We start from the raw sequence: 19870 nt of genomic DNA on the forward strand, positions 1-19870 counted from the left end.
AAACATTTACATTTTGGGAATTTGGTCGCAAAAAAGGCCGGCTCGTTTAACTCGAATCTTAGAGCCCCAGGGGTTTTAGAACGCCCCGTTAATTTTATAAGAACATATATTATAAAAATTATTTTTTGTGAATTTTATTGTGACACCTGATACACACTGCCTCTAAATTATCAATATCCAGTCTTTTACTCCAGTCCTCTTTTAGCTCTACCTTATGGTGAACAATCAAATCCTTATCATTCACTATGCCTTTATTCAGACAGTGTTGACACAAGTGATTATCACGTAATAATACTTGTTTACGTAACTTACGCCACTGCGAACTGTTGTAAAACGATGTATACTCTCTGTTGCGCTTATTATGCCTAACCTCTTGGTTATACCTTTGTGTATTGGCTTTCCTATAGTCTTGTAGCTCGCTTTGACTATAAGTTCTGTTTCCTAATCTAACTTTTGGTTCTTTAAACAAATTTTCTTTTCAACTTCTTTCAATGAATTGAATTTCAATTACTAAAATAAAAAGACAAAACGAAATAAGATTTATAATCTCAAATCATTTTGTCTTTAACTTTAGAAAATGTTTTATCAATCAAATAGAAATTAATCTCACAAAGATTATGATTAAGAAAACATTTCTTTTAACATTCAATTGTTAAACAACAAATAATATTAACAACAAACAAACTTTACTTTTGATTTATTATTTAATGTTTCTATTAATCTCTTAAACTAACGAAACCTTTTGACATATAAATGAATGTTTATTGTTATGTATGTCACACACTAAAGTGATGACCTGAAAGTATGTGACCTTAAATAGTAACACCTTCAAACCCCACCTTAAATAAGTAGTGTCCTTTAATATGTGCGTCCTTATTCTGTGGGTAGTTAAGATAGGTGCATACAAAAAGACACGCTACAAAAGTAACGTGCCTCAAGAATATAGTGTTGGATCACATACCTACTGAATAACAACTCCACTTCTAAAGGTGCTATCCAGTTTTCCTTATGCTACTATAATACCCTATTGACAACCCGCACTTCTAGTATGTCGGAAGTGCGGGTTAGTCAAAACTCACCCAACCAATTCTTTTAGCTGTCTCTCTCATCAGTTGATTACGCATACGAAGTGTAGCATCTCTACTGATTGTTTTGTTATCTTTTCTTGCCTTTGTTAACTCATGTGCAATGTCTGGCCATTCATATACTGTTAAGTCTTTTTCCCAATACCTGTATTCAATAATAGCTTTCTGTTCAGGTGTCGCATTTCTATACACATCTTCAACCGCTGTGATAGTTGCCTGTAAGTTACGATATTTATCATCTTTGTGTAGCTCAATTATTTCATTTTCTACAGGACTGCTTGGAAGATTAGATTTCCCCCCACCAGTATTTGTATCTTGAGGTTGATATAATAACTCGTATCGCCTATATAATAGTTGCCCTTTCATATCTTCGTACTTACGAAAGAACTGTTCTAACTTTGGTATATCCTCTTTACCTAAATTCATAAGAAACCTCCGATACTTATTTTCTATTATCTTTAAAATATTTAATCTGCTTATTCAATAATTCATTAAGTTGTTTATGCTCGCTTAGTTTAATTCTCAATCCAGTTTGAACACATAATGATATTAAGAGTGCAATAGCTAATATGATTGAAACAATAATCCACATTTAAAATTCATCGTCCTTTCGTATATAATTTTCTATATCTATTTGATCGTTCTTATGGTAAAAATCCTTAGGCACTTCCACCTCATCGTTTGCAGTCAACTTGTAATACAACTCTCTTCCAATCCATTTGCCTAACTCGTACATTGCGATAGTAAACCATATTCTTATTAGTTTTTTAATCATTTTATCGACTCCTTTAATATTACAATTTTGAAAGTTTGATAAAACCTCTTGTAAATATTGAAAATATCACGTTATATTTACCATATAATTTAGGAGGTGTAGAAATGAGCAAATCAGCGAATAATGTATTATCTTCTTTTTGCTATTTCAGTGTATTTTTCATGCCTTTTTTGTTTCCACTTATCGTTTGGATATTAGCTAGTGGTGATACGTCAAAACATGCTGGAAAAGCTTTGCTTTACCATATATTACCAATTTTTTTCATGTTAATATCAGCCGTATTCTTTACCGGATTTAGCACCAACCAATCTAATACAATATTTATAATAGGTTTAATTATAGCTTTACTAGGAATATACTATGTGATTAAAAACTTGGTTTTAGGAATAAAGTTATTATTTGCTTAGAAGTAAAAAGTCCTTTTGGGCTTTTTACTTCTTTTGTTTTAACCTTACTTCCCTTACTCCTTACCTAGTATTCTTTTAACCTCTTCTACTATGTCTTTATTCTCCTGTGCTTCCATATGCGCCTCTGTCACTTTCATTTTCGAACCAATTGACTTGCTTGGGTGTAGGATATATAACTGGTACTACAACTAACTGCGCTAGTCTTTCTCCTTTTTCTACTGTGATATCTTCATCACCTATGTTATCTGTGATAATACCGATTTCTTTATTGTATGTTTGGTCTATTGTTCCTAATGCTACACGTAACTTTGTTTTAAGCGACTTACCTGATCTAGGTCTCACTTGTGCTTCATATCCATGAGGTAAATTAATAGCCACATCTGTTTTAACTGCTTTTGTTTCTCCTACTTTGATTGTTGTTGCTTCTGATACATACAAATCTAATCCACTATCTGTAGAATTTGCTCTCTTCGGCATAGTCGCGTTTTCTGATAATAATTTAATTTCTAATTCCTTACTCATTTACTCGTCCTCCATTTTCTACTAAATTCTTTGAATTACTTTCCACTATCTTGTCGTACAACTCCGCCTTGCGATATACTTCGTTAAGCTCTTTGAATTGTTTCTTCTCTGTATACAATTCACTCCACTTCCTCTACATTCATGATTATTTTTGCTTCTTCTGCATATTGCTTAAAGCTTTCAATGTGTGCAATTTGGTTATCATCTTTCCATAGATGATCGTTAGCAGCGTCTAATACTGTTTTAATCAAATTATCTATATCTGGTTTCGTACGTTTATATTGACCTATCGATATTAACTTTTGTTTCTTCGACCAACTTTTAGGTGGCTCAAAATAAAAGTACAACGACACTTTCAGTTTCTTATCTGTTAATAGTTTTGGTATTTGTTCCTGTATATAAGTCTTGTGCTTTGTGTAAGACGTTGGCATGTATGTTTGAACATATCTACCTACTTTTTTAAAACGTGGACGTGGTGACCCGATAGGCGCCTTATACGTCTCGTTAAATTTAATTTCTATTTCCATGTGCCACCTCTATAAGAATTCAAATAAGTCTGCTTGCAATCCTAGTTCTTGCTCATATTTAAGGTCATGCACGCCTTTAAAGTGTTTTAGCTCTCTATCTGTCATAATTTTCTTTTCGTCGCTAAAATGAACGCCTGTGAGCGAATAAACCTCCTTCGTGTTATCTTCGTATTTGACGACTTTAATATCTTCTGTGCCATCAACTCTATATAGGTAATATATTTCGATAAGTCCCATCTTTATCCCTCCAATAACTTATTCCGACCAATCTTGTTCAAGCTGCTTCATAAATGCTAGTCGCTCTTTTTCAAACTCAGGATCATCATCAACCGTTTCTTTTTCTTGATTACGATTCTTCAACCATTCTGGTGTCTTTTCTCTCGATCGCGTTACTTTAGGTTGATAGGACTGTTCTTTTTGTTCCTGTCTTTGTTGTTCGTATTGTTCAACTGCTTTTATGGTTGTTAAGTTACGCTTACGCCAATCTTTGAGTAAGTAGTCTATGAATTTGTAATTATGAGAATTATTCAGTGCAGCTTTTCTTATTGCATACGCTACTAATTCTTTTCCATAATGATTCATATCTTGAGTTAATTTTTCAGTTGTAATCGGACTTGGTATCTGTTCGATGTTTTCTTGATACAGGTTGTAAATCGTAGCGAAGTCGTCGCCTACAACAACATTCTTCTCATTCTTTACATTTTTATCATTCTTCTCATTCTTTACATTCTTGTGTATAGTATTGGGTAGTCGTTGCTTTCGTTCAGCTTTCGTAGTTGTCTTCGTAACGTCTTCATAGTTGCTTACACCGTTGTCTTCGTAATTTTTCGGGTCTTGATAAACGTTGTAGTTAAGCACTTTTACGACCATTCCCCTTGTTGTCTTCGTCGTTGCTATCATAGTTGTATTCGCGTCGTTTTCGTAATCGTCTTCATAGTTGCTTTCATTTACGCTTCGTAGCCACTCAATAATGTTGTAAATTTGGTCTTTTGTTGGCTTAACTTTTCTGAATCCAACCTTATGGCTGCAAGCTTCTTGAATCTCTGGAATACTGATTAATAACTCTCCACGACTAAATTTTTGATTCGCTTTGTGCCTTGCCTTTGTAAGAATGTAAATCCAAACTTTTAAATACATGGGAGGCTTATCCCATATTTCGCTTTCTATAAGCCTCCGAGATAATAGAATATAGCCCCCCGGAATATAAGTTTTTTCCGGCATTTATTTCCACTCCCTCACTCCTTTAAAATGGTAAATCATCATCACTGATATCAATCGGTCCATTAGCATTTGCGAAAGGATTTTGTCCTTGTGGTTTAGTATTTTGGCCACGTTGTGTTTGTGATTGAGTTAGTTGCTGGTAAGCGTCTTGTTGGCCACCTTGTTGTGCGTTTTTAGGTTCAAGAAATTGAACGCTATCTGCAACTACTTCAGTCACAAATATTCGACGACCTTCTTGATTTTCATAACTGCGTGATTGAATTCGACCATCAACGCCTGCTAATTTTCCTTTCGATAAATAGTTGTTAACATTGTGTGCTTGTTTTCTAAATACGATAATATTGATAAAATCTGCTTCACGTTCACCCTGTGCGTTTGTGAAATTACGATTAACTGCTAGTGTGAAAGTTGCAACATCAATTCCACTTTGAGTTGTTCTAAATTCAGGATCTTTAGTTAAACGACCTACTAATACGACTCTGTTAATCATTTATTGTCCTCCTACATAAACAGGAACGCCTGTAACTTCCTGAATACTTTGTTTTATATGGGTAGCGTTTGCGTTATTACTACTTAAATGAATTAAGTGAATTTCTTCTAGTTTTGATAAATCATTTGCTTCTAACATTCCAATTGCATGTTCTAAGCTAAAATGAGACTCCATAATACGATTGGCCAATACGTTATGAATTACTTCATCTTTAATGTTTTGCTGCATCTGTTCGTAGATGTAATTCACTTCTAACATCATGTGTGTAACGCCTTTGAACTTATATTTGAGATATTTTGTATCTGTGATATACAAAACTTTGTAACCATGAACGCTTTTGAGTAAAAAGCCAACTGGTTCATTAGCGTCATGTTCAATATCAAATGGTAGTATCGTCCATGTACCGATTCTTAGTTCTTGTTTTGCTTTGATTGTGCATATTCTATGACTTTCTGTAGAAACTGCTTGTTGAGTGCCTATAGTCATATGACAGTTAATACCTTCGTTGACATATTGTTTTATATACTTAGCGTGGTCACCATGTTCGTGCGTAATTAAACAACCTTTAATTTTTCTTGTTCGACCTTTGAAGTGTTTTTGAACCTTTTCAAATTTGATACCAGCTTCAATAAGAAGTGAGGTACTGCCATCATTAATATGATAGCAGTTACCATTTGATCCTGTTGCTAATGTTTCAATTAAAATGGTTCTTTCTCACTTTCCTGTTTATTTTCTCCTTGTTGAGGTACTTCTTCGAAATTACTAACGTCAGTCATTTCAGGTTCTTCCACTTCTTTGTAATTTGCTTCTTCATATTGTGGTTGCTCAAAGTCTAATTCTTCTTGGTTTGCGTTTTCTTCTACTTCAGCATCGAGGACTTCTTTACGTTGACGATCTTCTGATTCTCTAATATGGTTCGATAAAAGACTAGCGTCATCTGAACTATTTAATAACTTCTTGCAGGCACGATTAATCACTGTTTTCTTTGACATTTCTTGTGGAAAACGTCTATGTGTTCCGTCTTTTTTAAATTCACCGTTATAAACTGATTGTGATTGTTTCCATGCTTCTTCAATTTCTTCAAAAGTCATGATTTCTGTATAATTTTTGCTTTCATCGTCGAATATAACCGTTGCATATGCACCAATAATTTTTTTAGTATCACGATTGGCAAATGATTGAGAATGTTCTAAGTCGACAATCTTACCGTTTTTCGTTTTGTAATTAACATCGTCGCCTTCGAAAATCACTTCTGCATTGACTTCTTTGGCACCAGTAACACGTTTAGTTACTGCCATTGTTCCGTGATAACTACGTTGGAATTGAACTTTGTTACCGTACATGATGAAGTAACCTTGATTTTTAGCAGGATTTAAACCTTGAACCACCATATCCATAAGCGCGTTTGCTACACTATTAGATGTTGCAAATTCAAGTGCTGGTTTGTATCCATCTTTTTTTGAACCTTTCAATTCCTGTAGCTGTAACATTGCTGATTTCATAGCGTTCTCTGGCGAATAATTTGCAGGGAATTGTAAGTCTCCTTGTGATTCTAGTGTTTTTACTCTCGCTAGTACGCTATCACCCATTTTGTTGTTTTTTACTAATAATTCGTTTGCCATATTAAATCGTCTCCATTCTTAATGTTTTATCTTGGCCACTTACTACTAATTGAATTTGTTGTGCTTCTGTCGGAATAATATCTGTCACACTTTCCGCGTTATCTATGAAGATTGGTGCAGTGATTCCATAGTGTGTGGATAATGTGTTAATAACATCTAATCCAACATTGATTCTTGCTGCGTTGTTAAGGCCACCGTTATATTCAACGCCTTCAACTGTGCAGACACATGTTTCTTTGATTTCACCGTTAACTTGATGATTGAATAGCTTAAAGTTAGCCATTTTGAATTTCTTATTAATATTTTCAGTCAGCATTTTGACTTTGGTAGTTGTAAATTCTTTCAAGATATAAAGTTGATGTTCATAATCCTCTTTCTTATCAAGTAGTTGATTTTCTTCGCTGCGTAAATCCTTAATGACTTTATCCAAATGTTCATTTGAACTTTCAATCGCTTTAGCATTTTCAAATGCAACTTTTTCTTGAGTGAGTTCATTAATTTGTTCATCAATCTTGGCTACTTTATCGCTAATAGTAGTTTTAATATCTTTACGTTTCTGATTGATTACATTGATGTCATTTAGAATTGATTTGTACTCATCTGTTTGAGTAATATCAACATTTCCTGCTTTCAATTTATTAATTCGATTTTCAATACGTTGCACTCTTTCATTAGCTTCATTGACTTTAATTTGTAAGTCATTGTTTTCACTTTCTAATCTTTCGATTAGTGGCTTGATTTCTTTGCCATCAGAAAGTATCTTTTCAGTCTTTTGTTTTAGGTTCTCTAAATCTTCAGATTGTTGTTTATTAAATTTGGCCAATGCTTTTTTATTTACTTCTTCAACTTGTTCAGGTGGTAATGCTTGGCCACAACAAGAGCAAACATTATCAGTACTAGGTTGAAATTGTCTTGCTCTAACTTCTTCTTCTTTTTCTTTGAAATCATGATACTCAGATAGCAATGCTTGACGACGTTTTGATTCGTAATCAATTTGTTGTTTGTTGTTTCTGATTTTCGTTTCTAAGTTGGCCACTGTACCATTTTCTACGCTCAGTTCATTTGTTGCTGAATGAATACGACTTTCATTGTTAGCATCATGATTATCTTCAAGACGTTTCAGTTCTGCTTGTTTATCTGCAAGTTGATTACGAAGGTCAATCTCAGACTTACCATTCTGAATATCAACTCTCTCATTACCTAACTGTTCAATTTTTTGTTTAACTGTGTTGTAACGTTCTTCGTCATGCTCAGGGACATCTTGTTTATTGCTTTCAGTTTGATTGATTCTGACTGGTATATCTTCAATGTCTTTTCTAATTTGCTTAATCTTATCGTTTAGGATTTTTGTTTTTACTTCGATATCATGATCACCTAAGATAGCTTTTAAATCCTTAAAGTCCTTATTCGTTTTGATGATATCTTCATCATTAATTTGGTCTGAAATTTCAAATAACAATTCACGTTGTTTCTTCCATTCCAAGTCATTAAATGCTGCAGGATTAGTAATGAGTTTAAATACATCTTCATCTACCAGTTCAGCGATACGACTTTGGAAATCTTTTACTTTTAAACTTTCATCATTGATATACTGTTTCTTTGTTCTAGAACGACTATATTCTTTGCGATTATTACTTTGATTTTTAGTGTATTTGGGATGGCTTTCTTTTCTGATTTTTAAATTTTTACCATCTTTATTTAATTCAACTTCAACTGTTGGAATAAGTTCATAATCTTCTTCGTTATTTTCTTTTAACGGTACTGGATTAAATGACTTCGTTGAGCCATCTAAACCTTTATCAAATAACAACCACTGTAGTGCAGTTGCTGTAGTAGTCTTACCTGTGCCATTAGCTCCGTACACTCTTGCATCTTGGCCGTTAAATTCAAATGTTTGTTTCTTAAAGCCTGCAAAGTTTTCGATTGTCAGTTTGTTAATAGTTAAATTCATTGTTAGGCTCCTTTTTTGATTTTTCTTTGGCCACGCATTACTTCAATGACTAAATTCTTTAATCTTTTGTGGCTTTCTGGTTTAGATTCAAAAATCTGTATCAGTTTATTATTTGTTTTATAATGATCGTGATAGTGTAAGAACTCGATAATGAGTTCGTCGTCAAAAGTACGAGATAAACCTAAGTCACACTTTTGATTAGATTTAAAGTATTCATGAACCAGTTCTAGATAAATACTTTGAATTGGTTTAAGCTTTTTAGTCATAATTGACTACCTCCGTTATATTTCGTATATTTATGTTAGTTATATTTCGTGAGTGACTGTTACTTGTTGGCGCAAGTTTCAGTCTTTTTTTATTTGAAAAAATTCATATTCGAAAAATACAAATGTTGCGATACTGATTAATGTTGCGATACCTACTGCAGTTGTGAAGTAGACACCTATTATCGTGAGTGCTAGTGATAGTACGATCCATGACAGTAACGATATTAAGAATGCTTTATCGTGTGATTTCATCGGTTTCACCCCTTTCTAATTAATTAAGTTTTGCTCCATATTTTCGTGTTATAATCCTTTTATCGCTACTGCGATAGAATGGAGGTGTTAAATAATGGATCCTATAATTGGTAAAGGTTTAGACAAAATTATTGAAGGTGCTGCTGATGGCCCTATTAAAACCTTAAATACTACATGGGATTTAATATTTGGTGGCTATCATAATTGGGTTGCTAAAAAACAATATAAGCGTCAACAAGATTTAGAAAACTTTAAAGCTAATATTGAAGCCAAAGTAAAAAATATACCTAGAGATAACTTAAAAGAACCTGAACTTTCAATAATTGGTCCAGCAATAGAGAGTTCAAAATTCTACATTAGTGAAGAAAATATTAGAGAACTTTTTTCTAATTTAATTGCTGCTGCTATGGATGATAGTAAAACAAATGAAATACATCATTCATTCGTTGAATTAATAAAACAAATGTCTCCTAAAGATGCCGTTTTATTCAAATCCCTTTGTAATCGAGATGCAATTCCTGCTGTTAGGTATAAAGCAGTAAAAGGTAATTATTTGGGAATGAACTTTTTATCAGATGTTGTAATAAATAATTCTCCATTAACTATTGCTGATACAGAGATTGCATTGAATAACCTTGAAAGAATTGGTTTGTTAAAAATTGACATTGGGACTAACTATTACACTGATAAAAGGCATTATAATGATTTTTCTAGTTATGAATTTATCGATAAATTTACGAAGCAATATGAAAAAATTGAACATGATGATTACAGTGATACCTTTTATTTAATTAATCTTTTTGGTGTCGATGCATTAGCTAGTCGTCACAATGTATCTACTGAAGAAATTTATAACTTAGTAAAACCAGCTTGTATTGAATTCGATAAAGGAATGATAGAAATAACTGCTTTTGGTAAAGCGTTTATCCACTGCTGTTTCTAGTGTATTGAAAAAGGTTTTCCTATAGCTTTTTTATAATTTCTAGCACTTCTAATCTCCTCCACCAAGATAACGATTAGGAGTGCTATTTTAATGAGTTGTAGTTTGTTCATTTTGTTTTGCCTCCTCTAAAGTGCCGTTTCTGACATCATTAAATTTTGTTCTATAAAGTCAATTGCTGGTCTAATCTTGATGTAGCGTTTATGATTCTTACCAAAGCGGTACATAAATTGTTCTTGAAACTCCTTGTTGCTATAAACATGCTTTTCTAAATCGTTTTTAGAAATGCCACTTACTTTTACGAATTCTTTGGCGTCTGCGAACCCAATGTATTCCATGAAAATCATTCCTTTCGTGTATAATGTTTTTATCCCTTTATGAAGGGAGGTGATGTTGTGCTTACTAATGAAGCTGAGTTCGTTTTGCTTCAACTTTATCGTTGTTATGAAGACGATCTTCAAGATGGTAAAAATAAAAGTGAAGCAAGGTATTTTGAAGATGAACATAGTGTTCGCGATAATTACTTTATTGGAATAGATTCTGAAGATTTTCATTTAGCTCTAAAGGAACTTTCAAGCTACGGTTATTTAAATACACCGAAATCAACAATGGATGGCTACCCAGAATTTATACTTGAACCATCAGCTATAGCTGAGATGCAAAATCGCTACACGAAGAATCTAAATAAAGTATTAAAAAGGATTAACGAATTGAAAAAGTTAATTCTTTTTTAGCCCCACTACTTCCCAATCATCTGCTAATAAGTCTTCTGCCATTGGTTGCCATAATGGATAGAAGGCTTTTTGTCTTGGTTTCACGACTACATATCCATAACTGTTTGTAGGTAAAAGTTCTAAGTTGTCACCCGGTTTTTTAAATGTGTCAAATTCAGACGAGCGATAAATCGGTTTACCATTTTTCATAGCTAATTTAGTCGCCTCTTGAATGTTCATTCCATTTCCTCCTCCTTAAATTGTTTGTTCGATTGTGAGTTTTGGTATAATGTTTTCATCTCCTAGTGAAAGGAGGTGTACTATCTATGGCTAAAGGCACACAATATAGTCCCAAAGAATTTGCTGCTGCTTATATTCAAACTCTCCCGCATTCCAAAGATGTAAAGGAGTTTAATAGCAATGCTGATTATTGGGAATACTTAAAAAAACGCCGTAATCTTTATTTCAATGAGTACATTGACGCAATAGATTTTGCTGATAGTTTTGGTAAGTCTAGTGTAGAAATCGATAAAGAATAATCGATTTTTCTAGTATTTTTTTCGATTTTCATAACCTTCCACGTCACAACTGCCATTGTGATGAGGAGGGTTGTTTTGTATAGTGCGTTCATTCCGTTTCCTCCTTATTAAGTTGTTTTTTCGATTGTGGGTATTAAAGTTCTTCCGCTAAAAATTTATTAATAAAGTATTGTTGTCCTTTACCTGTTACTTTAGGTGTCTTACTAATTGATGTATGACCATCTGAATGTGTGATTGATGTTTCCTTAATTTCGAACAACTCACGTTCCATTGAGTATTGTGTCGGCATGTTGTAGTCGACACCTTGACGTTTAATTAAGAAACCGTTTTGTCGTAACCATTCAAACAATCTTCGTTGTCCGATGTTGACACCATTCTGTTTAATGATTTTCGCCAACTCACCCACTAAGATAGAAGTTTTTGTTGTAGCTACTGCGTCTGCGAACAATACTTTAGGTTTATCTTTCTCAATTTGAGTTTCTAGTTGGTTAATTGTGTTATTAGCCATTTTTAATGCACGTTTCATAATCATTTCTGGACTATTCCATGCTTTTTCTACTTGGATGAAGTATTGTCTTGCACGTTTACCTGGCTCGCTACGTTGGATCATTGCGATTTCTTTTGCAGTATCTAGCGTTAGTGCGTGGTCGAAATAGTTAATTGCGTTACCTTGAGCTGTTACTCTTTTTTGAGTAAGAGCTGTATAATCAGCGTTTTCTTCAAAACCGTAATTAATCATTCTTTCAAACCAATCGTTATACCTTGTTTTAACTTCTAATGCTTGATGAAGTTCACGACCACTGATTGCAATTTCTCCATTATCTTTTTCTTGAATATTGAACATTTCTCCGATGTTCGGTTTAGCTTGTAAATCTTGCATATTGTTTATGCTCCTTTCTGCTATACTCCTTATAAGGAGGTGATAAATTTATGAATGATAGTTATAAAGATTTTTTAAAATTATTAATTCCTATTATTGCAGTTGTTATATCTTATTTTTTAGGATTAGCTGCATCCAAAAGCAGTTATAAAAAGTCGATAAAAAAAGAAATATATAATAATTACTACAGCGAAATTTTAAAACTGTGCTATGGTTTGCCGTCTCAATCACTTTTGAATTTCTTTTCTTTCATGGCTTATTATCATGATGAAAAGTTATCTAAAATAATTATTGAGAACTTTCAATATGTGCCTAATTCCATAATTGAAAATTGGAAAAAGTATAATTTAGCACTCAAAAAGTACAATCATGAAACTTTGGATAAAGACATTCAAACGAAAGAAGTTTTAGCAAAAATACTCGATTATCATAGTCATTTAATTATCAAAAAATCTTTGCTAGAATCGGAAAAATTATCAAAAGAATTAAAATTACCGCAATTATCCACACAGTTACTTTCTGAAATGTATTCGACAGAACATTACAGAAATGCATTGCCAAAACAAGAATTAATCCAGAAATACTTCCTACAAGGATTGTTATAAGTTCATTCATAATTTCTCACTCTGATGTAAGGTAACGTTCACACATTTGACTGTTAGTCCACCTTTAAAGTGCTGGATTGAATATTTTTCCTCACTCTGCTCACTGCCATGAGTAGTTTGAGGTTTTTTATTTTGCTCTTCCATTTGATTTCCTCCTACTTTTTTATCACGTAATGTGATATTAGTGATTAAAAAAAATATCTTCAATACTAACATCAAATGTTTTAGCTAAGATCTCCATTTCATAATCATTGAATGGATATTTACCTTGTTCTTTCTGTTCGTATTGTCTACGTTGTAACCCTATCAAACTAGCTACGTATTCGGTAGTAAATTCTTCAGATAATCTAAGTTTACGTAATTTAGTTTTAGGCTTTAAATATTTTTCTTTTAGCATTTTCTTTTTGTCTGTTGCCGTCATTTATTATCACCTCCGATGACTGTATATAAACTGTATCACGATATGTGATATAGTTCAAGCATTTTTTATCACATTTTGTAATATTTTTTATTGTTTCCTTATTATAGATGTGTTATATTTATCTCAAGGAGTGATACCAAATGAGTAAAAATGTAATAGGGAAAAGAATAAAAGAACTAAGAAAACAGAAAAAACTAACTCAAAATGATTTAAGTAAGTTGACTGGCTACAAACAAAATACTATTTCATCTCATGAAAACGGAACTCGTGGTATTGACGAAATAGATATAATGAATTATTGCGAGGCTCTCGGTGTGGCTCCGACAGACTTATTTCAAAAAGAACCACAACATCAACTCGAAACCCTACCAGTCAAAAAGATACCAGTTGTTTCAAAAATATCTGCGGGCTTACCTATCTATAGTGAAGAAAATTTAATTGATTACATATACTTTGCTACCAACAAACTTAATTCTGATAAAGAAGAATTTGGTTTAAAGGTGTCTGGCGATAGCATGGATAAAATATTCCAGGACGGCGATATAGTTGTGGTAGAAAAAGATTCTATAGTAGAGAATGGTCAGTTAGGCGTTGTTATGATTAATGGTTATAACGCGACTGTTAAACGTATTAGATACAATGGTGACCAAGTTATATTAATTCCAGAATCAAACAATACAAACCACTATCCACAGGTATATGGCAAAGATGACGAAGTAAAAATAATTGGTAGAGTTGTAGCAAGTCAAAAGTTATTTTAATGAAAAGTCAATTTAATAAACTACATACAAAAAGGGGACTATGAATGAAGATTTTAAACTATCATATTAGCTATAATCATATTGAAGATTTATACACTGTTACAGCCGAAACTGATAACGGAAAAACTTTCTGTTACTCATTTCCAGATATGTATACTTTAAAAGAGGTTAGAGAAACGTTAGAGAGAATTGCAAGTGAAATAGATAAATAAACCATGAAGAAGGTATGTAAATTGAAAAAAATAATAGCTATAATTTTTTTTAGCCTATTAGCAGTTATGACTATAATATTTGCTGAAATTGACACCCACTTTAATCATGAAAAAGTTTCTTTTGTTGCAGTTGGAGATAATTTAATTCATCCAGTTGTTTATAACGATGCAAAAACTCATCACAATGACTATGATTTTTCACCAATGTATAAAAACGTTAAACCTTATATAAAAAAATTTGATATTGCTTACATCAACCAAGAATCACCAATGGGAGGGGATGATATACCTTATTCAGGTTTTAAAAGGTTTAATACTCCTAGCGATTTGTCGAAATATTTGGTTGAATCAGGATTTAATTTAATTAACGGATCAAATAATCATGCTCTCGATAAAGGTACACATGGCGTTAATCATAGAGTTAATCTATGGGAAAAGTATAAAGAAAAAGGAGTTATGTTCACTGGTGTATACAAGTCTAAAAAAGATAATGAGAAACTTCAAATTATAAATAAAAATGGAATAAAGATAGCAATACTTAATTATACATTTGGTACTAATGGACTTAAACCAGAAAATAAATATCAAATTAATTATTTGAATGAAAATAAAATAAAGCGAGACGTCAAATACGCTAAAAAATATAGTGATGCTGTCATCGTTTCAACTCATTGGGGACAAGAAAGTCATCATTATCCAAATAAAAAACAAGAAAGATATGCTAAAATATTCGCAAATTCGAATGTCGATGCAGTAATAGGTATGCATCCTCATGTAATCCAACCGGTAAAATGGGTAAAAGGTAAAAATAATCACAAAACACTGGTAATTTACTCATTAGGTAATTTTTTAAATGGTCAAAACACTGGTAATGAAAGTAATAATCTTTGTGGTAGCATAAACTTCGATATAACAAAAAAAGGACAGAAAATTGTGATTAAAAATGTTCATTGGAAATCCTTAGTAAATTACTATAAAGAAAGAATACCAGGCAATAAAGATTCTAGATATGATTTTACTGTTTACCCACTAGACAAATACAACGACAAAATAGCAAATGAACATGGTATGCAAAGTGGTGAAAACAAGGATATGACTAAAGAACATATGGAAAGAATTACTAATGAAATTATTGATAAAGAATTTTTAAAATCTAACTAAATTTGTGGATAGTTTAAGAAGTAAAAAAGATAACCCCAGGCACATAGGAATGCTCAGTGCATATGCACCTACCCCTTTTCGGGACCCAGCGTTAATCCTTCTTGAGTTATCTTAATTATATTATAAGTTACATTAATTATTATTTGAAGAGTAAATTATCGGGTAGCTCGCCTACCCTATACTTTTGATATATAAGGAGTGCAAAATAATAAAAAAGTTTTTAGCTTTAATTTTTAGCGGTGCTTTAATTTTAGGCGCATGTGACACTAAAGATGTGGAAGATAGTACAAAGAAAAAGAAAGATCCTAAAACTGAAGTGGATGATAAAGGTAGAGTTAAGGGTGAAAAAATTGAAAAAGCGCTAAAATAATATTTCACAGATTAATTATTTTACCATTCTAGTGGCTCTTTAACATAAACAAAGGAGGATGTAAGTATGTTCGAAAAACTATTAACTTCAATAGGTATAGAATCATTAAAAATAAACACTGTGTTAAAAACACAACAAGTTCATAGTAAAGGTATTTTAGAAGGAAGTGTCATAATAGAAAGCGCCGCATCTGAACAAACTATTAACCAGATTGAGCTTACATTAATTGAAAGATATGATAATCCCGATGAGCGAAGTCAATTTCCTATTTTAGATAATGAATTACAAACATTCACTTTACACGTAGACCGTAGTATATGTGAAAATACCAAAGAAATTGAACATTTCCAATTTAATATTCATGAACTAGAATTTAAAACTAATCCCAATAAATTAATTTTAAAAACACATGCTTACCTTTCTCATTCTGTTGATGCTTACGATGAAGATGAAATAAGGTTGATTGATTAATTGTGTTCTACTTTTTCAACATAAATAAAGGAGGTTGAGGTATGGAGAGAGAAAATTTGAAAGAGCGTTTGTTACTTAAATGTCAAGAAGCATTTATTATGGGTTTGGAATTGTATAATAAACCTACAATTAAATATAGAATTGAAGGTTTCTCATTCTTTATATGTAATGCTTGGGAGTTAATGTTAAAAGCTAAATTATTGAAAGACGATATTTCTATTTATTATTCAGATAACCCAAACAGGACTTTGAATTTATCTGATGTGATTAAAATTATCTATACTGATAAAAATCAACCATTAAGAATAAACTTAGAAAAGATTATAGACTTGAGAAATATTAGCACTCATTTAGTTACAGAGGATTATGAAACTGTTTATGCTCCTTTTTTTCAAGCTAATATTTTAAATTTTTCGGAACAACTACAAAAATTTCATGACATAGATATAACTAGAAAAATACCTCAAAATTTTTTAAGTTTGTCTGTAAATATGGATATATTAAACAATGATGAAATACGTGGGAAATATTCACCAACCATTGCCGAAAAGTTAATAACTCAAAAAAATGATTTAGAAGTTGCGCAAGAAACAAATAGTTCTAATTCATTAGTTATTCCTTTACAAAACACAATAATTATTACAAAAAATCCTAAAAACGCTGATTTTTCAGTAAATGTTTCAAGTGGTTCAGAAAATAACGCTAAAATTTTAAAAGAGTTAAAAGATCCTAACGATAAATACAGATTAAGTTTTAACAATGTAATTAAAGGTGTTAACAAACAGTTAAAAGCCAAAAACTTAAAATTCAATTATTACGATAAAGCTAACGATAAAAATGAATTTAATCAGTATACTTTAAGTTTAATAATAAAATTCTACAATTTAAAATTTGACGATAAATATGCATATCATTTTGCAAATCTAACTAGGTATTCTCAACAAATTGTAGATTTTATAGTTAAAGAAATAAAAAATGATCCAAATATAATTAATAACATAAAAAAAGCAAATAAAAAAAGATAACCCCAGGGTCATAGGAATTCTCAGCTTTCGCCTACCCCCATTCGGGGACCCAGAGCTAATCCTTCTCGAGTTATCTTAAATACATTATAAGTTACATCGAGTATTATTTCAAGAATAATTTTACGGGTAGCATGCCTACCCTTATTATTTTTTACTTTTTTAAGGAGGAACACGGAAAATGGCAACATTTACAGTAACAAAACGCAAAAATAAGACAAGTTCATCATGGCAATATGATGTTAAACACCCTAGTTTGAAGTCTGGTAAAAAACGTAAATCTGGTTTTAAAACAAAAGCTGAGGCTACTAATGCAGCACAACAATTAATTAGAGATTTAGAAGATGGCAACAACATTGAAGATAATAAAAAATTCATCGACTACTACGATGACTGGATAAAAATTAAGAACAAGAAACAGTTGTCTAGCAAACAATTCTACTGGTATGAAAGATCGATTAAATTATTCAGTGAGTATTTCGGAGAAAATATGTTAGTTAAAAATATCACACGTATTGAGTATCAAAAGTTTTTAAATCAATACGCACAAGGTCACACTGATGAAACAGTAAGAAAAGTTCACGGTTGTCTTGCTAGATGTATTAGAGACGCGTTATACGATGGCTATTTGAAGAAAGACCCTACTTATAATGTAAATATCAAAGGGACTGAAAAAGCTAAAGATGAGAAATTTAAGTTTATTACGATAAAAGACTATTTAAACTTGCTAGATTATTTCAAGAAAAGAGATGAAGAAAGTTATGTTTTGCTATATCTATTAGGCATTACTGGCGCAAGATATAGCGATGTCATCAATATGACTTACAAAGATCTAAACAAAGCGAATGGCATAATTCATTTGCCTGGAACGAAAACAAAGAATTCAAAACGTGATGTAGAAGTTAATTCAAAAGATATCATACACATAAATTCAAAATTAGCTAAAATGCCGCGTAGAATTGATGGCAAGTTATTCTCTGTTAGTCATACATCAGTAGGTAAAGCATTTAGAAAAGCAAAAGAAGTGATAGGATTAAACGATAATAATATAACTCCCTATTCACTCAGACATACGCACACATCTTACTTACTATCTAAAGGCATACCAATCGAGTATATAAGTAAACGTTTAGGTCACGCTACTATATCACAAACGTTAGACACGTATTCACATTTATTAGAAGAACATAAAAAAGAGCAAGGCCAACGTGTTAGAGAAATATTCTCTTGACACTTATTTGACACTTACTCTATCGAAAGCCCGTCATATCAACGGTATAGTACGGAAACGGAGGGATTCGAACCCTCGCGCCGCTCTCGCGACCTACACCCTTAGCAGGGGCGCCTCTTCAGCCAACTTGAGTACGTTTCCCTATGGCTCCGCAGGTAGGATTCGAACCTACGACCGATCGGTTAACAGCCGATAGCTCTACCACTGAGCTACTGCGGATAAATAATAAGTAAACTATCTCTATCAAGCACAAGTATTATTATATCAATCTTGTTGAATTTTTCAAGAGTTATATTAAAAAAATATACGGAACATTTACACTTATTTAATATTAACGTCCCGCATATTTTAAATTGAAACACTGTCATCAATTTTTTAAAATAAATAGTTTGGGAAAAAAGCTAATTTTCTTCAAAAAGAGAGTAACGTGAAAGCGCCTCGAAAATATTTAAAGAGGACTGATTATAGTCAATGGGTTGTTCAGGGTTGTTAGATTTCATTCGTGATTGCTTATCTACCATGTAATAATAGATGATTGCATTGGTGTATTGATGCCACAAACTATGAAATGATACATTGAGTGTTAAAGAATCACCATTCGCAAAAATTATTTTACTCTTACGATTTTTAAGTTCTTTAACATTTTCAATATAATGCATATTAATCCATATATTTTCTTCTTGACGGTCCGAGTGAGTTGGAAAAAAGTAAGTAGGAAAAAGAGGTGTAAGTAAAATAGGTGGTTTACTAGAAATTCCAGTAATACGATTCGTTTCTGCTTTTTTACTAATATAATTATTGCCATAAAACTTACATGATCTTTCGATAATTCTCTGTACTTTAAATGGACTTTCTTTGCGGGTTTGATCAAATCTGATAATCTCAGTACCATTTGTCTGCTGATATTCATCATATTTAGGTCGTATTACCATATCACCTTTTCGTATAACATAAATCGTTTCGGGTAAATGTGTCATTAAAAAACCTCACTTTATTCAATTACTTAGATGATTATTAAAAATAAAAAATAATAACCTAATAATATTTTATCCAAGCTCAAAATAAAGTCAAGTTCTACTTTTATTTTCTTTTTACACATATTTCTTTTAAAATATCAGAATATTCATTGATTTCAAAATTTAAAATCAGTATAATACTTATATATTAAATAATTGAAAGGTCGTGGTCTTTATGAATCACAATACTGAGGTCAAGTACACTACATTAGAAGATTTTGTAATGACAGTGAACGATTTAGGCGTTGAACTCGTCATTGAAGAAGCACTCAGAAATGCAAGAAAAGCTAAACTTAAACTTTTAATTGACGAAGCGCTCATCAATAAAAACGAGAACGATTTTATTCAATATACTAACGAATTTAAACAATTGGAGGCATTTTTAAGTGAATAAATTAGACTCGAGTCAC

33 protein-coding genes, 2 tRNA genes and 1 pseudogene are annotated in these 19870 nt (G+C 32.0%); 12 read left to right on the plus strand and 24 right to left on the minus strand.

Features of this window, described 5'->3' with window-relative positions; genetic code table 11:
• Positions 1 to 118: 118 nt before the first annotated feature.
• The 4 genes from HMPREF3058_RS12035 to rinB all read right to left on the minus strand — a co-directional run bounded on the left by HMPREF3058_RS12035 (position 119) and on the right by rinB (position 1860).
• Positions 119 to 469, minus strand: a complete 351-nt coding sequence (locus HMPREF3058_RS12035) for an HNH endonuclease (RefSeq protein WP_083315469.1) — start codon at positions 467 to 469, stop codon at positions 119 to 121.
• 595 nt (positions 470 to 1064) lie between these two features.
• The gene (locus HMPREF3058_RS09965; RefSeq protein ID WP_070731395.1) at positions 1065 to 1511 is read right to left on the minus strand and encodes a transcriptional regulator; all 447 of its coding nucleotides are present in this window, start codon (positions 1509 to 1511) and stop codon (positions 1065 to 1067) included.
• Positions 1512 to 1527: 16 nt separating this feature from the next.
• Complete coding sequence (locus HMPREF3058_RS12530; protein ID WP_002502053.1) at positions 1528 to 1677, minus strand: DUF1514 domain-containing protein; 150 nt, start codon at positions 1675 to 1677, stop codon at positions 1528 to 1530.
• Positions 1678 to 1860, minus strand: a complete 183-nt coding sequence (gene rinB, locus HMPREF3058_RS09970) for a transcriptional activator RinB (protein WP_002502052.1) — start codon at positions 1858 to 1860, stop codon at positions 1678 to 1680. It lies immediately after the preceding gene.
• Between the two features lie 104 nt (positions 1861 to 1964).
• Between rinB and HMPREF3058_RS09975 the strand changes: the two genes are divergently transcribed.
• Positions 1965 to 2267 (plus strand): DUF4870 domain-containing protein, encoded by a 303-nt coding sequence (locus tag HMPREF3058_RS09975; RefSeq protein WP_002499245.1) that lies wholly within the window; start codon positions 1965 to 1967, stop codon positions 2265 to 2267.
• Between the two features lie 96 nt (positions 2268 to 2363).
• Here HMPREF3058_RS09975 and dut read toward each other — a convergent pair whose 3' ends face one another.
• The 11 genes from dut to HMPREF3058_RS12245 all read right to left on the minus strand — a co-directional run bounded on the left by dut (position 2364) and on the right by HMPREF3058_RS12245 (position 9118).
• Positions 2364 to 2789: a dUTP diphosphatase gene (dut, locus tag HMPREF3058_RS09980; RefSeq protein WP_002502051.1), complete on the minus strand. Its 426-nt coding sequence runs from the start codon at positions 2787 to 2789 to the stop codon at positions 2364 to 2366.
• Positions 2782 to 2907: a hypothetical protein gene (locus tag HMPREF3058_RS12460; RefSeq protein WP_002502050.1), complete on the minus strand. Its 126-nt coding sequence runs from the start codon at positions 2905 to 2907 to the stop codon at positions 2782 to 2784. Before HMPREF3058_RS12460 ends, dut begins: the two co-directional genes overlap by 8 nt.
• Position 2908: 1 nt before the next feature.
• Positions 2909 to 3316, minus strand: coding sequence for a RusA family crossover junction endodeoxyribonuclease (locus HMPREF3058_RS09985; RefSeq protein WP_002502049.1), 408 nt, complete (start codon positions 3314 to 3316; stop codon positions 2909 to 2911).
• Between the two features lie 9 nt (positions 3317 to 3325).
• Entirely contained in the window at positions 3326 to 3553 is a 228-nt protein-coding gene (locus tag HMPREF3058_RS09990; RefSeq protein WP_002502048.1) for a DUF3269 family protein, read from the minus strand.
• 18 nt (positions 3554 to 3571) lie between these two features.
• Positions 3572 to 4537, minus strand: coding sequence for a DnaD domain-containing protein (locus HMPREF3058_RS09995; protein ID WP_012101613.1), 966 nt, complete (start codon positions 4535 to 4537; stop codon positions 3572 to 3574).
• 22 nt (positions 4538 to 4559) lie between these two features.
• Positions 4560 to 5027: a single-stranded DNA-binding protein gene (gene ssb, locus HMPREF3058_RS10000; protein WP_002502046.1), complete on the minus strand. Its 468-nt coding sequence runs from the start codon at positions 5025 to 5027 to the stop codon at positions 4560 to 4562.
• Complete coding sequence (locus HMPREF3058_RS10005; protein ID WP_256280252.1) at positions 5028 to 5657, minus strand: MBL fold metallo-hydrolase; 630 nt, start codon at positions 5655 to 5657, stop codon at positions 5028 to 5030. It lies immediately after the preceding gene.
• A 68-nt stretch (positions 5658 to 5725) separates the two neighbouring features.
• A complete protein-coding gene (locus HMPREF3058_RS10010) occupies positions 5726 to 6649 on the minus strand; it encodes a recombinase RecT (RefSeq protein ID WP_059223500.1) in 924 nt (307 codons plus the stop codon).
• 1 nt (position 6650) lies between these two features.
• Entirely contained in the window at positions 6651 to 8600 is a 1950-nt protein-coding gene (locus HMPREF3058_RS10015) for an AAA family ATPase (protein ID WP_070731397.1), read from the minus strand.
• A gap of 2 nt (positions 8601 to 8602) precedes the next feature.
• A complete protein-coding gene (locus tag HMPREF3058_RS10020; protein WP_002499256.1) occupies positions 8603 to 8866 on the minus strand; it encodes a hypothetical protein in 264 nt (87 codons plus the stop codon).
• 78 nt (positions 8867 to 8944) lie between these two features.
• Positions 8945 to 9118: a DUF1270 family protein gene (locus HMPREF3058_RS12245; protein ID WP_002499257.1), complete on the minus strand. Its 174-nt coding sequence runs from the start codon at positions 9116 to 9118 to the stop codon at positions 8945 to 8947.
• A gap of 94 nt (positions 9119 to 9212) precedes the next feature.
• Here HMPREF3058_RS12245 and HMPREF3058_RS10025 point away from each other — a divergent pair, with 94 nt between their 5' ends.
• Entirely contained in the window at positions 9213 to 10061 is an 849-nt protein-coding gene (locus HMPREF3058_RS10025; protein ID WP_002499258.1) for a DUF4393 domain-containing protein, read from the plus strand.
• Between the two features lie 125 nt (positions 10062 to 10186).
• Here HMPREF3058_RS10025 and HMPREF3058_RS10030 read toward each other — a convergent pair whose 3' ends face one another.
• Positions 10187 to 10396 carry a hypothetical protein gene (locus tag HMPREF3058_RS10030; protein ID WP_002499260.1) on the minus strand — a complete coding sequence of 70 codons (210 nt, stop codon included), beginning with the start codon at positions 10394 to 10396 and terminating at the stop codon, positions 10187 to 10189.
• Positions 10397 to 10453: 57 nt separating this feature from the next.
• On the opposite strand from HMPREF3058_RS10030, the gene HMPREF3058_RS10035 reads away from it, so the two are divergent.
• Positions 10454 to 10792, plus strand: a complete 339-nt coding sequence (locus HMPREF3058_RS10035) for a hypothetical protein (RefSeq protein ID WP_002499261.1) — start codon at positions 10454 to 10456, stop codon at positions 10790 to 10792.
• Here the strand turns inward: HMPREF3058_RS10035 and HMPREF3058_RS10040 are convergent.
• Positions 10778 to 11011 carry a Thoeris anti-defense Tad2 family protein gene (locus tag HMPREF3058_RS10040; RefSeq protein ID WP_002499262.1) on the minus strand — a complete coding sequence of 78 codons (234 nt, stop codon included), beginning with the start codon at positions 11009 to 11011 and terminating at the stop codon, positions 10778 to 10780. The two genes, HMPREF3058_RS10035 and HMPREF3058_RS10040, sit on opposite strands and share 15 nt — an antisense overlap.
• 86 nt (positions 11012 to 11097) lie before the next feature.
• Between HMPREF3058_RS10040 and HMPREF3058_RS10045 the strand changes: the two genes are divergently transcribed.
• Positions 11098 to 11310: a hypothetical protein gene (locus tag HMPREF3058_RS10045; protein WP_002499263.1), complete on the plus strand. Its 213-nt coding sequence runs from the start codon at positions 11098 to 11100 to the stop codon at positions 11308 to 11310.
• Positions 11311 to 11315: 5 nt separating this feature from the next.
• Here HMPREF3058_RS10045 and HMPREF3058_RS12465 read toward each other — a convergent pair.
• A pseudogene (locus HMPREF3058_RS12465) lies at positions 11316 to 11402 on the minus strand (hypothetical protein); the annotation flags it as partial.
• 41 nt (positions 11403 to 11443) lie between these two features.
• A complete protein-coding gene (locus tag HMPREF3058_RS10050) occupies positions 11444 to 12190 on the minus strand; it encodes a phage antirepressor KilAC domain-containing protein (RefSeq protein WP_002502037.1) in 747 nt (248 codons plus the stop codon).
• 50 nt (positions 12191 to 12240) lie between these two features.
• Between HMPREF3058_RS10050 and HMPREF3058_RS10055 the strand changes: the two genes are divergently transcribed.
• On the plus strand, positions 12241 to 12795 hold the full coding sequence (locus HMPREF3058_RS10055; protein ID WP_002502036.1) for a hypothetical protein: 555 nt from the start codon (positions 12241 to 12243) through the stop codon (positions 12793 to 12795).
• Positions 12796 to 12801: 6 nt separating this feature from the next.
• Here the strand turns inward: HMPREF3058_RS10055 and HMPREF3058_RS12330 are convergent, their stop codons facing one another.
• Positions 12802 to 12939, minus strand: a complete 138-nt coding sequence (locus HMPREF3058_RS12330; protein ID WP_002502035.1) for a hypothetical protein — start codon at positions 12937 to 12939, stop codon at positions 12802 to 12804.
• Between the two features lie 37 nt (positions 12940 to 12976).
• Entirely contained in the window at positions 12977 to 13216 is a 240-nt protein-coding gene (locus HMPREF3058_RS10060; protein ID WP_002499267.1) for a helix-turn-helix transcriptional regulator, read from the minus strand.
• 140 nt (positions 13217 to 13356) lie between these two features.
• Here HMPREF3058_RS10060 and HMPREF3058_RS10065 point away from each other — a divergent pair, with 140 nt between their 5' ends.
• From HMPREF3058_RS10065 to HMPREF3058_RS10090, 6 genes are all read left to right on the plus strand, one after another.
• Entirely contained in the window at positions 13357 to 13977 is a 621-nt protein-coding gene (locus HMPREF3058_RS10065) for a LexA family protein (RefSeq protein WP_002499268.1), read from the plus strand.
• 44 nt (positions 13978 to 14021) lie between these two features.
• Entirely contained in the window at positions 14022 to 14189 is a 168-nt protein-coding gene (locus HMPREF3058_RS12335; protein ID WP_002502034.1) for a hypothetical protein, read from the plus strand.
• Positions 14190 to 14210: 21 nt separating this feature from the next.
• Positions 14211 to 15350 carry a CapA family protein gene (locus HMPREF3058_RS10070; RefSeq protein WP_070731398.1) on the plus strand — a complete coding sequence of 380 codons (1140 nt, stop codon included), beginning with the start codon at positions 14211 to 14213 and terminating at the stop codon, positions 15348 to 15350.
• A 436-nt stretch (positions 15351 to 15786) separates the two neighbouring features.
• Positions 15787 to 16191 carry a sporulation protein gene (locus tag HMPREF3058_RS10080; protein WP_002499272.1) on the plus strand — a complete coding sequence of 135 codons (405 nt, stop codon included), beginning with the start codon at positions 15787 to 15789 and terminating at the stop codon, positions 16189 to 16191.
• 41 nt (positions 16192 to 16232) lie between these two features.
• Positions 16233 to 17216 carry a DUF3644 domain-containing protein gene (locus HMPREF3058_RS10085; protein ID WP_002499273.1) on the plus strand — a complete coding sequence of 328 codons (984 nt, stop codon included), beginning with the start codon at positions 16233 to 16235 and terminating at the stop codon, positions 17214 to 17216.
• Positions 17217 to 17394: 178 nt separating this feature from the next.
• Positions 17395 to 18444, plus strand: a complete 1050-nt coding sequence (locus HMPREF3058_RS10090; protein ID WP_047511974.1) for a tyrosine-type recombinase/integrase — start codon at positions 17395 to 17397, stop codon at positions 18442 to 18444.
• Positions 18445 to 18496: 52 nt separating this feature from the next.
• Here HMPREF3058_RS10090 and HMPREF3058_RS10095 read toward each other — a convergent pair.
• The 3 genes from HMPREF3058_RS10095 to HMPREF3058_RS10105 form a co-directional block, all read right to left on the minus strand.
• Positions 18497 to 18585 (minus strand) — tRNA-Ser (locus tag HMPREF3058_RS10095).
• 3 nt (positions 18586 to 18588) lie between these two features.
• Positions 18589 to 18663: transfer RNA gene (locus tag HMPREF3058_RS10100), tRNA-Asn, on the minus strand.
• Positions 18664 to 18845: 182 nt separating this feature from the next.
• Positions 18846 to 19421: a competence protein ComK gene (locus HMPREF3058_RS10105; RefSeq protein WP_001829272.1), complete on the minus strand. Its 576-nt coding sequence runs from the start codon at positions 19419 to 19421 to the stop codon at positions 18846 to 18848.
• A gap of 214 nt (positions 19422 to 19635) precedes the next feature.
• Between HMPREF3058_RS10105 and HMPREF3058_RS10110 the strand changes: the two genes are divergently transcribed.
• A complete protein-coding gene (locus HMPREF3058_RS10110; RefSeq protein ID WP_001829292.1) occupies positions 19636 to 19854 on the plus strand; it encodes an IDEAL domain-containing protein in 219 nt (72 codons plus the stop codon).
• Positions 19855 to 19870: the final 16 nt, after the last annotated feature.

This window comes from Staphylococcus sp. HMSC068G11, assembly GCF_001815825.1.
GTDB lineage: Bacteria > Bacillota > Bacilli > Staphylococcales > Staphylococcaceae > Staphylococcus > Staphylococcus epidermidis.

Bases quoted from the DNA above. Each gene is read 5' to 3' on its own strand.
- rinB (WP_002502052.1), bottom strand. From the start codon at position 1,860: ATGATTAAAAAACTAATAAGAATATGGTTTACTATCGCAATGTACGAG.
- HMPREF3058_RS10085 (WP_002499273.1), top strand. From the start codon at position 16,233: ATGGAGAGAGAAAATTTGAAAGAGCGTTTGTTACTTAAATGTCAAGAA.
- HMPREF3058_RS10020 (WP_002499256.1), bottom strand. From the start codon at position 8,866: ATGACTAAAAAGCTTAAACCAATTCAAAGTATTTATCTAGAACTGGTT.
- HMPREF3058_RS12335 (WP_002502034.1), top strand. From the start codon at position 14,022: ATGAAGATTTTAAACTATCATATTAGCTATAATCATATTGAAGATTTA.
- HMPREF3058_RS10065 (WP_002499268.1), top strand. From the start codon at position 13,357: ATGAGTAAAAATGTAATAGGGAAAAGAATAAAAGAACTAAGAAAACAG.
- dut (WP_002502051.1), bottom strand. From the start codon at position 2,789: ATGAGTAAGGAATTAGAAATTAAATTATTATCAGAAAACGCGACTATG.
- HMPREF3058_RS09975 (WP_002499245.1), top strand. From the start codon at position 1,965: ATGAGCAAATCAGCGAATAATGTATTATCTTCTTTTTGCTATTTCAGT.
- HMPREF3058_RS10105 (WP_001829272.1), bottom strand. From the start codon at position 19,421: ATGACACATTTACCCGAAACGATTTATGTTATACGAAAAGGTGATATG.
- HMPREF3058_RS10090 (WP_047511974.1), top strand. From the start codon at position 17,395: ATGGCAACATTTACAGTAACAAAACGCAAAAATAAGACAAGTTCATCA.
- HMPREF3058_RS09995 (WP_012101613.1), bottom strand. From the start codon at position 4,537: ATGCCGGAAAAAACTTATATTCCGGGGGGCTATATTCTATTATCTCGG.
- HMPREF3058_RS10050 (WP_002502037.1), bottom strand. From the start codon at position 12,190: ATGCAAGATTTACAAGCTAAACCGAACATCGGAGAAATGTTCAATATT.
- HMPREF3058_RS10010 (WP_059223500.1), bottom strand. From the start codon at position 6,649: ATGGCAAACGAATTATTAGTAAAAAACAACAAAATGGGTGATAGCGTA.
- HMPREF3058_RS10030 (WP_002499260.1), bottom strand. From the start codon at position 10,396: ATGGAATACATTGGGTTCGCAGACGCCAAAGAATTCGTAAAAGTAAGT.
- HMPREF3058_RS10080 (WP_002499272.1), top strand. From the start codon at position 15,787: ATGTTCGAAAAACTATTAACTTCAATAGGTATAGAATCATTAAAAATA.
- HMPREF3058_RS10055 (WP_002502036.1), top strand. From the start codon at position 12,241: ATGAATGATAGTTATAAAGATTTTTTAAAATTATTAATTCCTATTATT.
- HMPREF3058_RS10015 (WP_070731397.1), bottom strand. From the start codon at position 8,600: ATGAATTTAACTATTAACAAACTGACAATCGAAAACTTTGCAGGCTTT.
- HMPREF3058_RS10110 (WP_001829292.1), top strand. From the start codon at position 19,636: ATGAATCACAATACTGAGGTCAAGTACACTACATTAGAAGATTTTGTA.
- HMPREF3058_RS10045 (WP_002499263.1), top strand. From the start codon at position 11,098: ATGGCTAAAGGCACACAATATAGTCCCAAAGAATTTGCTGCTGCTTAT.
- HMPREF3058_RS09985 (WP_002502049.1), bottom strand. From the start codon at position 3,316: ATGGAAATAGAAATTAAATTTAACGAGACGTATAAGGCGCCTATCGGG.
- HMPREF3058_RS09965 (WP_070731395.1), bottom strand. From the start codon at position 1,511: ATGAATTTAGGTAAAGAGGATATACCAAAGTTAGAACAGTTCTTTCGT.
- HMPREF3058_RS12330 (WP_002502035.1), bottom strand. From the start codon at position 12,939: ATGGAAGAGCAAAATAAAAAACCTCAAACTACTCATGGCAGTGAGCAG.
- HMPREF3058_RS10040 (WP_002499262.1), bottom strand. From the start codon at position 11,011: ATGAACATTCAAGAGGCGACTAAATTAGCTATGAAAAATGGTAAACCG.
- HMPREF3058_RS10060 (WP_002499267.1), bottom strand. From the start codon at position 13,216: ATGACGGCAACAGACAAAAAGAAAATGCTAAAAGAAAAATATTTAAAG.
- ssb (WP_002502046.1), bottom strand. From the start codon at position 5,027: ATGATTAACAGAGTCGTATTAGTAGGTCGTTTAACTAAAGATCCTGAA.
- HMPREF3058_RS10025 (WP_002499258.1), top strand. From the start codon at position 9,213: ATGGATCCTATAATTGGTAAAGGTTTAGACAAAATTATTGAAGGTGCT.
- HMPREF3058_RS09990 (WP_002502048.1), bottom strand. From the start codon at position 3,553: ATGGGACTTATCGAAATATATTACCTATATAGAGTTGATGGCACAGAA.
- HMPREF3058_RS12245 (WP_002499257.1), bottom strand. From the start codon at position 9,118: ATGAAATCACACGATAAAGCATTCTTAATATCGTTACTGTCATGGATC.
- HMPREF3058_RS12530 (WP_002502053.1), bottom strand. From the start codon at position 1,677: ATGTGGATTATTGTTTCAATCATATTAGCTATTGCACTCTTAATATCA.